Raw genomic sequence first — 12,055 nt, forward strand, 5'->3', positions numbered from 1 at the left:
CCCTCCACCAGAGGCAAGTTAGTTGCAGAATAAGAATTCTCCTCATCGTTTACTGCCGCAGAGACACCATTAACAATTACTGAAGCAATGCCTGCCCCTTCTTCAACAAAAGTCCCGTTGATCAGGAAGATTGCATTGGCCGGGGAGGGCACGGGATCAAAGGCTATCGCCGGTGCAATTGTGTCCACAAGGAAGTCCTGAGTCGCTTCATTGATATTTCCTTCTGAATCCTTTGCATAAACGGTTACAGTATGAGAGCCGTCAGCAATTTGAGGCAATGTGACATTCAGGTGATCTGTGTTAGTTTGATTGGTCCCGTTATTCCCGTCAATCGCATACCATGCCAGAGAAGCAGTCCGGAAATAAGTTGCATTTAACAATGGAGTACTGTCATTTGTTACTGCTTGTGGAGAATGTATTATCGCTGGCGGGAACCGGTATCCGTATATCAGGTCTTCATAGTTGTCCAGAACATATATCCTGTTGTTTGTATAACTTAAACTGAAAGGAGCACTAAAGCTTTCAAATGACGGATGGTCGAGTTCGTGCGTACAATAAAAGCTGCCGTTGATATCATATCTGTAAACATCGTCAGGACTGGAAAGGAAAAATAAATAGGTGCCATCACTTGCTATCTGGCAGTTGTATGGATAGGCGTTTTCTGACGGGTATGCGGGATCCAGGTTAAACGACCTCAATAAAGAACCCGTATTGAAGTCATATTCATAGACCACTCCATTATATACTTCGAATATGTTACCCCCGTTGGCAAAGGCAATTCCACTCTGTTCGTTATGAAAAATGTTTTCATGGACCAGGGTAACACTGCCGTCAAAAGGCAGGTTCAACCTGTATAAGCCGCCGGAGTAACTTCGGATATATATATTTCCATCCTGAGGCCTGTATACAATAGCTCTTCCGTCCAGCGGCACTCTACCTTCTGTTATTACCGTGCCGTCCGATATTTGTTCATAAATATATGAAGTACTATAACCTCCATCGATTTGCCAGTAAGTGTCGGTATTCGGGTTATATGCGACGCCCATTACGTAGTAACTGAGCGGTCCCTTAGGCAGTGTATGCTCCAATGTGCTGGTTAGTGAATAAGTTTCAGTTCCCAGCATATTTGGGGAATAAACACTATATAGAGCTGCGTTTTCATTACTTTTGCATGTTGTGTCGCCATCAAGGCTGTTTGGAGATGCAAATGCAGCTCCAGATGATACAATAAGAACTATATTCAGTAAAACTACAATCATCCTGAGTAATTTCATGTTATAACACCAATTTTTTCTCTAAAGAACGGGCTTTTCATTTTTCTTTGATTTTATAAAGAAACAGGAACATTAGGGCGAGTTTCTAATTAACTAACAGATTAAGTTGTGAGAAAAAATTCCACACTCTATATATAATAGATAAGTTTTAGTATAAAAATTATCAACTAGACTTTGTAAAATCACTTTGTATATTTCATGGAAATCTAGAAAAAAATAAAAATTAAGTTTTAATAAATTAAAAAAAAGATATTTTTCACTGGAAAAGCCGCTCGGCTTCGCGAGCGGACAAGAACGACAGAAATTAACTATTACGGTTACCCTTTTTCCTCTAACAACCCTCTAAACCTCAAACCCTGACTGAAATTAAGGGTCTTTTTAAAACAGGACAGAAGACTAAGAAAGGAACCCGTCTTTCTCACCCCGCCTGCTTGCCTTTTTCCTTCCCTTTCTCTTTCCCTCCCCCGAACTTCGCATACATTTTCCTGGCATATTTTTTCATCAGGTAATTCAGGCTCTCCTTCGAAATCGGCTTTGACTTCTTGACTACCATTACCGGCTTTCTGGCATGTATGGCAACTCTCTGGGACAGGGTGCCGAGCAGGGAAACCTTGAACCTCTGGCTGGAGTCGCCGATGATTGTCAGGTCGCTGTGGTTTGAGGCTTCGAGGATGGCGTCTTCTATAGAGTATCTTTCAAGGAGTTTGAAAGTGACGGGGACCCGGGGTATGCTTTTGACCAGGTCTTCAAGTTTTTCGGAGACTTCTTTTTTCTCTTCCGGGGTCTCATCCGGGCTTATGATTCTGAGTATTTCTATTGAAGCCCCGGTGTTTGCGGCCATTTTTTTTGCCAGGTAAAGGGCGTGGTTGGAATTTTCTTTTCCGTTATAGGCTACGAGGATTTTCTCTATTTTTTCCGGGAGGTGTCCTTTTAATAAGGCGATCTGTTTTTTGGATGTCGAAAGAACCCCGTTTATGACTTCTCCCAGGTAGTACTGGAACCCCTTTGTTTCGTGCCAGCCCAGGATAATCATATCTGCTTTTTCGATTTCAGCCTGTTCTATGATGGAATTCGGGATGTTGTGGTCAAAGGCGACGATGTACTCCCTTTTATGCCCGATTCTTGCAGGGTAGCGGTCAAACTTTTCTTTGAAGCGGATGTCCGGCTCGGTCTCTTTTTCATGGTAGGCTTCCTGGGCTAGCTTCAGGTCTGTCTGGTCCGGGACTTCAATTACATGGAGGCAGATTATGTCGCTTCCCAGGCAGTCGGCAAGCTTCAAAAGGTCACGTTCATGGGCGGGGTTGGAAATGGGCACCAGGACTTTGGCCACGGAATCGGGTTTTATGTGTGCTTTTTCTACGGTGTCTTCCAGCAGGTCAAATATGTTATATTCCGGCATGGCTCTGCCCCTTCCGTAGAAGCGGTACCAGACGGCTCCGACGGATACCAGCGCCAGGATGAAAAGGAAAGGCAAAAACCCCAGGAGCGGCAGCAATATTATGCTCCCGGCAATCCCGGTGACCTGGGTGAAAGGGAAGAAAGGGTCCCGGAATGCAGGTTCGTATCCGGGCAAGGTCCGATTTCTGAGGATTATTACTGCCATGTTCAGCAGGATAAATATCAAAATGTTAAAAGCGCCGCCAAGCCTTGCCAGTTCCTCTATATCGAAGAGGAAGAGGAGCACGACCATTACGGTTCCCGTGACCAGGATCGCGTTATGGGGAGTCCCGTATTTTTCATGGACCAGGACAAACCATTCCGGCATCAGGGCGTCCCTGCTCATGGCAAAAGGAAACCTGGAAGACGAGAGTATGGCGCCGTTGGCTGTGGAAAGCGTTGCAAGCAGGGCACCAAGGGCAATAGCTATTTTCCCGTATTCTCCTGCCATAAGATCTGCCATATCTGCCAGGGGGGTGACTGAAGTTGCGACCCCTGCTGCTGCTCCCTCTGCCCCCATTGCTGCTCCTCCGGGGCCTGAGAACCCTACGACTGCTGTCATTATGCCGACATAGAATAGGGTAACCACGACTGCCGAAGCAATGAACGCCCTCGGAAGGTTCTTTGTCGGGTTTTTAACTTCCTCTGAAACTGCGGCCAGTTCGGCCAGTCCCAGGTAGGATATGAAAATAATTCCTGTTGTGGTAATCACCGATACCGCGCCATAGGGTGCTACAGGGGAAAAGTTAGCAGGCTCGATACTGAAAGATACCCCGGCTATGAACAAAAGCAGTATTGCCATTAAAAGGACCACAATAACGTTCTGCAGCGAACCGCTGCTTTTTGCCCCCCGGTAGTTGATTGCCAGAAGGAGCAATCCCGTGGCAGCTGCTACGAAATAGAGGGGCAGGGGATAAAAAAGCTGGAAATACTGTGCAAGCCCTATCAGGGCAAACGTGCCCTTGAATATCAGGGCCAGCCAGGAGCCAAGCCCGATCACCGCGCCGAATGCAGCCCCCATTGTCCTGCTGATGTAGTAATAGCTGCCCCCTGCCAGGGGCATGCCTGTTGCCAGCTCTGCCATGCTGATGGCTGTGGCTATTGAAATGAGCCCGCCCAGCAGAAAGGAGATTATCGATGCCGGACCGGCATTTGCCAGGGCTAGCCCCGGAAGGATAAAGATCCCGGCCCCGATCATCGTCCCGGTCCCTATGGTGAAAGTCGAGAAAAAGCCCAGGCTGCGCCCGAGCCTCTCAGTCGTTTCAACCGTTGCCGTCTCTATTCCCCCCACTTCAGGACTTTCGGACCGGTAAAACCGGGCCTATAGCCTGTATAAACCTTCACGCTGGTCTTATTCCGGCAACCTTGAGAATATATCCCCCCTCCGGACAGCCGGGCAAGCAATAAAAGTTTCAATCCGTACTATTTTATTATGCTTTATTATATAATACCCATTTTAAATTATTGGAGCATTTTATTATATACTTTAAATTATTTGAATATTTTATTATATATTGTAAAAATAGTGCTTGACAGATGTTCCTGCTTTATGTGTCCGGAACCGTCGGGTTTGCAGGAATTGGCCAGCCAGTTATAAAAATTCTTTGACAATTTTACGCCCGCCATGTCGATGTACCTATAAAACAGATAACTCAGTGGTATTATTAATAATAACGACGAGAGGCATGAAATTAAAACAGCCGTTCCATATGGTAATACCGGGTACAGGACGAGGAACAATGCACAGGTGAAACTGCTTATCACCAGGAAATGTATCAGGTACAGAGAGTATGATATTTTTCCGAGGAACAACGGCACGGGGGAAGAAAAAACTTTTTGCAACAACTGGCTGTTCAATAAGACATACATTATCATGCCGGCGCCTATAACATGATAGCTTATCTTTGGTGTATGGAAGAAGCCGTTATTGAGAAACCCGTATAATGAATCGCCTGTCACAGGGCTTGTAGGGTACGACCCGAGAAACAGCCCCAAAATCAGTATAATAGATAATACGATATTAGATAATGTTATTTTATTACCTGTTTTAGATAATGTTGTTTTATTACCTGTTTCAAATACCGGCTTCCTGGTGTTGAACGTGTCGGCGAGCACCATTCCTATTACAAAAGCCAGATAGTAAGAGTTGAGGAAAAGCACGGCTGCGGCAAAGTAGAACGTCCAGCGGTTGCGCAGAGGTCCGAACAGTAGTGCCATTGCGAAAACGAGCATCGACCCGAAAAATTCTATATTCATCGTCCATAAAACCGGGTTGTAAACGGTCTTGCCCCCTACAAAAAAAGAGCCCCACACCGCCTGTTTAAGCGCGTCGACGATATCCGGCGTAAAGGTCCAGTAGTCGCGGTAATTGCTACCTGCGGAAATCGTCATGGTTTCAATATAATACCGGTATAATCCGGCTGATGCCAATAAGTACGACAACATTACTGCTGCGAATACCGGAACAAACAACCTTATATAGCGGCGCACTGCGCTGCTTATAATTATGTTTTTGTCCCTCGTTTTAAAATATTTCTGGGTCAATACGTAGCCGCTCAGGACGAAGAAGATACACACTGAAAAGTCCCCGGCGCCGATTAGTCCCAGGGGTGTGCTCGAAAAAACAAGGTCAAGGTTTCCAAGATGCGATGGCAACTTATCCCCATAGATCACCGCCGGGGCTAATGCGACAAAGAAATGCATTATCATAACATTAATCGCAGCTACACCGCGCAGCCCATCAAGATAGGTGATCTTCCCGGTCATTTTTATCGCTCAAAGAGTGTTTTATTCGTTTTTTATTCTTTATTTAAACTGTCCGTCGCCCCGCAATTTTCTGTTTCAATCCCTGTTTGAGTGGATCTTGCTTGCGGGCACCTTTGTATCTTCTAACTAAACAAAAATCTTGAGCCCTTTTATTTTTTTCTGTTTCTTCTTCGGTTTTGGAAAATATCATGAAATTTTCTCAATTTAATTTTCTTCAAACGTACATGCTTATATAATCCCAGACTTACCTTCCACCCATGAACGCAGGCACTACCAGATCTAACATCAAACCCGGATTAAAAGTAGGGATTGTTTTAAAGCAGGACCAGAGGACCGGGAAAATAACCCAGGGTGTTGTAAAGAGAATCCTGACCAATTCTTCAACTCATCCGCACGGGATAAAGGTCCAGTTAGAAGACGGCCAGGTAGGAAGGGTTAAGGAAATCTATTCCTGAGAAGTGAAATCAGCCCCTTTTCAACCCCCCTTTTAACCTCTCTTTCAACCTTCATATTCCATTTTCCGGACTCTTTCCTGCAGCCAGCTTGCTTTATCATCATTTTTCAATACCCTGCGGTTTTTTGTTCTTTTTTCTTCTTCTTTAGCTTCTTCTTTTTAAACAGGAAAAGCCGCTTCGCTTCGCGAGCGGGACAAGAACGACCGGGATGAAACTATTCAAGTAACTCTGGCTTTCATGCCAAAAAAGAAGTTAAGGGGCTTTCAGCCCCGTTTTTCAATCTTCTGTTAATTCACATACTGGCAGAATCAATTCATTTCTTCCGCACCGGCCGCGGCATATTATACGACCCGTCAACCAGGGGCATCTTCGGCCCGTAGAACCTTGCCGTGAAGCGGAAACCCCTTTCTGGTGCCGGAAGCCAGTTCTGAAGTTGGGCAGGTTCCGTGGGTTTTTCGTGCTGGACGTAGATGGTGAGCTTTCCGTCTTCGACGTGGAGGTCTCCCCGGTCCACCATGAAACTGCTGATTGTGTAGCGGTTGAGTTCATTGGCAACAAAGTAGCCGCTGGCATCGTAGATAGGGACGGACCAGAACTCGGTCACAGGGGGGAGGTCGTCCATGTCGAAGGTGAGGGTATACCTGTATTTCCCTTCCAGGGCATTGCCGTCGGAATCTAAGAACAGGAACGCTCCGACGTGCGAAACGTTGGAATCGGGGCCTCCCCATCCCGCATCGGCCATAACCGCCCGCATAAGGTACTCGGTGCCAAAGCCTCCCTCGGCATTAAGAACCATCCAGCCGTTCATGGGGATAAGGCTTTCCTGTGTCGCTTTCTTTAACCTTTTGTAGCCGCTTATGAAACCCTCGGTCAATCCATCCCGAATATCCCTGTCCAGTTTGGACCACTGGAAGTTCTTGCCGGGCCCTATTCCGACCTTTGCCAGGCGGCAGAGCATGTCGGATTCTTTTTCGGAGTCCTTCATTAACGGCATGCTGGGGTCGTTGAGCACCAGGTTCAGGAAGGTAAAAAAGTCCTCTGCAGTCTGCCGGTCAACCTGCCTGGTAGTAAGTTCGGCCATGCGGGGGAAGGTCCTGTACTTGCCGGGTACGAGCTCCTGGTCCTTCAGGAGAACTCCTCTGTGCCCGTTTTCAACCCATTTGCTAAGAGGCGTGATGGTGCACTGGTCCTGCAAGTTATTGATATGGTGCACTTCCTCTTCGCTTCCCTCCATCAGCGCAATCCGGATGTTGGCAAAAGCCATCCTGCTGGGTGCATGAATCACTTCCGTCGTGGTAAAATCAGCCGGGATTTTCCCGCCCCATAACTCCGGTACGATGAGATAAGTCCTTGCCCGGGTGCCGTTGAACTGGTTGCCTGCGTACAGGAAGTAAATTCCGTACTGGTCCATGAGCTGCAGGCTGAAATAGCGGTCCGTAATTCCGGGCACTTCCATGACCAAAGGCTCCTCCTGCAGGTCGAGGAAGGCCGTAGCGTAGAGTGTTGTGGCATTCGGCGTTACGACAGCCTTGAAATCGGGTGTAATCGGCTTTCCCTCGTTGACTAAATAGTAGCGGTTAACCCCCACATGGACGTTGCTATCCTCTGCCTGGGTGTAGTTATAGCGCGTCTCATAGAAAATTACCTGCTGCAGGCCGTAAAGATAAGCCTCTTCAGCGATTTCCGCAGCTCCCGTTGTGCTGCTTGCTTCGGGCGCACTGCCCGATACTTCTCTGAACTTCTGTGCAATCATACTTCCCAAAAAAATACCTCCCATTTATTAGCGATCTGAACCCCATATTCAGATCGTGTTACTTAATAATACTATATTCCCATTTTTATAAATCACTATTCTGAAGTAGATTCCGTTTAGTGTCGAGAGGATCTTCTTTTCTCCATCCCCGGAAAAGCTGCTTCGCTCTGTTAGCAGGAAAAAGGAGAGGAGAAAAAGTGGGAAAAAAGGAGAGGGAAAAAGAAAGGGAAAAAGAAAGGTTAAACTTAAACTATTATCCGTTCTTCCGGGTACTTTGTTTCTTCTGGGTACTCCAGCTACTCTGTTTTTCCCGGTTCCTGATATCTGCTGCTCAAATCACCGCTGGCCGCGCTGCAAGTCATTGATTGTCCTCATTGTGTGCTGTCTGCCTTTCAGGTCTTTAGGGCCTTTTATGGCAGGAGTTGCGCAGCCGCAGTACTGTGTTTTTTTGTCAGGTGGCTCTTTTTCGTTTTATCTGCCGCTATAAACCATCCTCCATCCCGTAAGGCGTCCCGGATGGGCAGATTTGGGAATGAAAAATAAAGAAATTTGCTCCTGTTAAGCTCTAAAGGTTTTTAGAGCCTTTAATGGGCACAGTTCCGGATAATTTCTTTGAAAATCTCCTGATTTCCGTATTCAGATCAGGATAAAAAAATAAATGCGATTTCAGGCCTGAATACCTTTAAAAAATTGATATATTCATTTTTCACACATTATTTTTTTATTAAAACATCTTTTAATTCCCAAACAGGAATTGAAGGGTTCAATAACGCTTTATGGAATTTTAACACTTTCATTTATTTTTATATATCTGCGTATATTTATATTCCAATGCATTCAAATGAGGTTGAGGTATGGAATTTACTCCGTGCCTTACGGTAAGAAAAAAACGGGATAAAACAGGAAAAAACAGGAGGAAAAAATGATTCTAAATGGAAGGTCACTCGCAAAGCTTGTGGCATCAATTTCTGTTGTTTTGATGCTGTTTGCCCTGCTCCCTTCGGGGGCTCTTGCAGGACCCGGGCCAAACGGACCCGGTGACGGAAAAGGCCTGGAGGACCAGGACAGGGACCGTCTCAAAGACGGAAGCTGCACTCTCACCGAAACTGCAGATCCCGTAATCCTTCAAAGCGGCATTTACCAGCAGGATAAGGATCAGGACAGGACCCATGACCAGACCCCCGATGACTGCGATGGGACACCGGACCGTATCAGGGAACACAAAGGGATTGAGTAAATCAGGAGTTAACTGAAACACTATCTCCCCGGGATATCAAAAGGATTCAGCTTCCGGTGTTTTGCTGCAGAGCCTCAGAATTTCAGGTTCAGGGAAGGTCTTTCCTTTAAGCCCCTGGAATGCACCAAATCTGCCGGCTGATTGAACCCCTTATTTTTTATTTATTCTTCCTTTTTCCCCAACCCTTTTTCCTCGAAAAAGCTTCTTTACCGAAAGATTATCGGTCTCGAATGTCGGGACTGCACCGGGTAAGAATTGCCGGAAAATAAATTCCTTCATAACACGGGAAAAGCCGCTTCGCTTTGCGAGCGGGAAAAAAGAACGGTCGGGAAGAAACTATTCCGGTTACACTGGTTTTTCCAATTAACTCCTCTTCATCGAACCTTTCTCATCGATCCTTTCTCATCGAACCTTTCTCATCGAACCTTTATCATCGAAAACGTTATTTATTTCCGGAAGTTTTATCGTCTTGATGTCTGAGTCTGCCTGGAAAGAAATTGCCGGGAAAAATATCCCCTCCAGTCTTGAACTATACCCGATACTCTACGATTACCTTGAAAGCGGCTGCCGAGTCCTGGACATCGGCTGCGGTTTTGGGAAAATCAGTTTCCAGCTTGCTTCCCGGGGTTATGCCGTTACAGGAGTCGACCTGAACGAGGAAGGCATTGAAATCGCTGAGGATGCTGCAAAAAGCCTGAATCCGGCTGGGAGACCGGGGTTCAGGGTAGGGGATGCATCCGAACTGCCGTTTCCGGAAGGGGAGTTTGACGCAGCGATCATGCAGGCGTTTTTGACCACTATTGTGGGAAATGAAAAGAGACGCCGTGTCATGCGGGAAGCCTGCCGCATCTTAAAGCCCGGAGGATGGCTTTATCTTGCGGAATTCGGGCAGAACTGGCACATCGAACTTTACAGGGAACGCTACCTGAAGGACTTTCCAGTCACGAAAGAAGAGGGCTCTTTCCTTGCCAGGAACCCGGATACAGGGGAAGTCGAGTTCACTGCACACCATTTTTCTGAAAAGGAACTTGTGTTTCTTTTAGTTGAAAACGGGTTTGAACTCGACTACTTTAAGGTTGAGGAGTTCAGCACCCGGACGGGGAACAGGGTGAACGGGTTTGTAATTCTTGCTAAAAAAGTTTGATCAACCTTCCCTCAGTGCAGCGTCCTGTTTACGGCTTTTTTCTTATCCTTGTAATAATGTATCTTTATCATAAATTAAAATATATATGCAGTATTCGTGCCTGATTATCGCATATTATACGTCCTAAACAGCTAATGCCTACTAATTTTTAATTTAAAGTTTTCTTAATCTTTTATCACGAAATATGAAGTATTACAAAGTTTTAAAATCATTTTTCATATTTTTGTCCAGCACGGTTTAAAAAAGTATATTTATATTTTCTCTTTTCCTAGGGGGTTTTGATCACGGCTTACTGCCCTGCTCATATGTAATTGATAAAAAATGGAAATTAAAAAATGGAACTGAAAACGGAAATTAAAAAAGGAAAAAAGGTGGAAAAAATGAACCTGAATGGGAAATCAATAGTAAAGGTTGTGGCATCGGTTTCTGCTGTCCTTATGTTGTTTACGTTGCTTCCTTTTGGAGCCTCTGCTGTAGCAGAGATGAATGAATCCCGCTCTGGAGAATGTTGTGGTGAATGTAATACTATCTGTGTCAGGAACTGCACCGAAGACAGCAATATGTTTTCTGGCTCTAACGGTGTTGGCGACTGCTTGCAGGTAAGGACCCGCACATGTGACTGTGACCCGGAAGACTCTGAAGTAAGCCTTGCTGCAGACCAGATGCAGGATCGTACCGGAGAATGCGACTGCGACTGTGGCTGCGACTGCGAAGGAGACCGGACGCAAGACCAGACTCAGGGCAAAGACCAGACCCTGGATCAAAAACCTACACAGATCCGTACCAGAGACTGTGACGGAGATTGTGCCAATCAGGTTTAATTACAAAAGTAATGACGTAAATTTTGCCTGGAAATAGATGGAAGGCTGGTCGTGAGGGCAGCTCCTGAATATAATAAGCTAGTCCTGTTTGCCAAATGTGCAAGACTGGAAGAACAGGCTTTTTACAAGATCAATCAGTTGCCTGTCCTCATCATTAGCTTTTTACTGTCTGTTTTTACTGTTCTTGAGTTTTTGATAGACCCGGTTTTCACTCTTTCTCATCCTTTCTTTATCCTGGACATTACGTTCTGGGTTACCAGTTTTTCGTACTTTTTCCAGCTGTTATCATCAATTTCGGGCATGGAGAGTTCCGGGGTTTCACCTCTTTCATTCCCGCTGCAGGAATCTATCGCTTTCTGGATTGTACCCGGGTCTGTGGTTCCCACAAGATCGATGACCTTGATTTCCCGAAGGAAACGGGAGATTGCAGTCGACGGGATTTCGTTCAGGTAAGGGATTACAGCTTCTGATCCGACAATCTTTCTTGACCCGCCAAACGTCGAAACTCCATTTTCTGCAAGTGCCAGCAGCGACTGTCCGGCAAAATGCTCGCTCTCTCTCCCGCAGACGATCAGAAAACTGATCTTCGGGTTCGAAAGCACATTTACTATTACTTTTTCAATCCCGAAATTTTCCGTAAAACAGGTCCCACATATAGCATAGTTTTTGAGGTCCCAGGCCCTGTAGTCAGACGTGAGGGTCACAACAGCTACAGGAGAACTCGGGTCTCCTATCATATAATCACCGGAAGTTACAGGCCATTCCATTGTCTCACTCTGCATCTCTCTTCTTTTCTTCCTTTATATCTCACTTCATGCTTTTCTTCTTATTTTTTTCTTATTTTCCTTCTTATTTTCCCTCTTATTTTCCTTCTTATTTTCCTTCTTATTTTCCTTCTTATTTTCCTTCTTATTTTTCTTCATGTATCACTTTATACCCGGCAGAAGGTTTTCGGATTTTTTATTAATTTTTGATGAAAAAGCTTTTTTTCTCTTTTTCATATTTAAAGCTCTATTAGTAGCTTATTCGTATTTTTAAGGGATAATCGGGGTTTATGCTGTATTTTTGGACATTTTGGATTAGTTTCATATATATTGACCGTAGTATTATGAAAGAGTAAAAATAATGTGACGTATAATCAGTTATTAAAAACTCCATTTTTGTTTTT

10 protein-coding genes are annotated in these 12,055 nt (G+C 45.3%); 5 read left to right on the top strand and 5 right to left on the bottom strand.

Going from position 1 to position 12,055, the window contains the following annotated elements; all coding sequences use genetic code 11:
* The 3 genes from FTO70_RS12410 to FTO70_RS12420 all read right to left on the bottom strand — a co-directional run.
* Positions 1-1,274: hypothetical protein (locus FTO70_RS12410; RefSeq protein ID WP_255336072.1), on the bottom strand; the 1,274-nt coding region annotated here is incomplete at its 3' end.
* Positions 1,275-1,692: 418 nt separating this feature from the next.
* On the bottom strand, positions 1,693-4,002 hold the full coding sequence (locus tag FTO70_RS12415; protein ID WP_255336073.1) for an amino acid permease: 2,310 nt from the start codon (positions 4,000-4,002) through the stop codon (positions 1,693-1,695).
* 200 nt (positions 4,003-4,202) lie between these two features.
* Positions 4,203-5,477, bottom strand: a complete 1,275-nt coding sequence (locus tag FTO70_RS12420) for an acyltransferase (RefSeq protein ID WP_255336074.1) — start codon at positions 5,475-5,477, stop codon at positions 4,203-4,205.
* Between the two features lie 257 nt (positions 5,478-5,734).
* On the opposite strand from FTO70_RS12420, the gene FTO70_RS12425 reads away from it, so the two are divergent.
* On the top strand, positions 5,735-5,932 hold the full coding sequence (locus FTO70_RS12425) for a YwbE family protein (protein ID WP_255336075.1): 198 nt from the start codon (positions 5,735-5,737) through the stop codon (positions 5,930-5,932).
* Positions 5,933-6,245: 313 nt separating this feature from the next.
* On the opposite strand, the gene FTO70_RS12430 is transcribed toward FTO70_RS12425, so the two are convergent.
* Complete coding sequence (locus tag FTO70_RS12430; RefSeq protein WP_255336131.1) at positions 6,246-7,685, bottom strand: DUF1254 domain-containing protein; 1,440 nt, start codon at positions 7,683-7,685, stop codon at positions 6,246-6,248.
* Between the two features lie 197 nt (positions 7,686-7,882).
* Between FTO70_RS12430 and FTO70_RS12435 the strand changes: the two genes are divergently transcribed.
* The 4 genes from FTO70_RS12435 (at position 7,883) to FTO70_RS12450 (ending at position 10,887) form a co-directional block, all read left to right on the top strand.
* Positions 7,883-8,050, top strand: a complete 168-nt coding sequence (locus FTO70_RS12435; RefSeq protein ID WP_255336076.1) for a hypothetical protein — start codon at positions 7,883-7,885, stop codon at positions 8,048-8,050.
* Positions 8,051-8,607: 557 nt separating this feature from the next.
* Entirely contained in the window at positions 8,608-8,922 is a 315-nt protein-coding gene (locus FTO70_RS12440) for a hypothetical protein (RefSeq protein WP_255336077.1), read from the top strand.
* A gap of 472 nt (positions 8,923-9,394) precedes the next feature.
* Positions 9,395-10,066 carry a class I SAM-dependent methyltransferase gene (locus FTO70_RS12445; RefSeq protein WP_255336078.1) on the top strand — a complete coding sequence of 224 codons (672 nt, stop codon included), beginning with the start codon at positions 9,395-9,397 and terminating at the stop codon, positions 10,064-10,066.
* A 335-nt stretch (positions 10,067-10,401) separates the two neighbouring features.
* On the top strand, positions 10,402-10,887 hold the full coding sequence (locus tag FTO70_RS12450; RefSeq protein WP_255336079.1) for a hypothetical protein: 486 nt from the start codon (positions 10,402-10,404) through the stop codon (positions 10,885-10,887).
* A gap of 218 nt (positions 10,888-11,105) precedes the next feature.
* Here the strand turns inward: FTO70_RS12450 and FTO70_RS12455 are convergent, their stop codons facing one another.
* On the bottom strand, positions 11,106-11,669 hold the full coding sequence (locus FTO70_RS12455) for a tetrahydromethanopterin S-methyltransferase subunit A (protein ID WP_369694370.1): 564 nt from the start codon (positions 11,667-11,669) through the stop codon (positions 11,106-11,108).
* Positions 11,670-12,055 lie beyond the last annotated feature (386 nt).

Source organism: Methanosarcina sp. KYL-1 (genome assembly GCF_024372725.1).
GTDB lineage: Archaea > Halobacteriota > Methanosarcinia > Methanosarcinales > Methanosarcinaceae > Methanosarcina.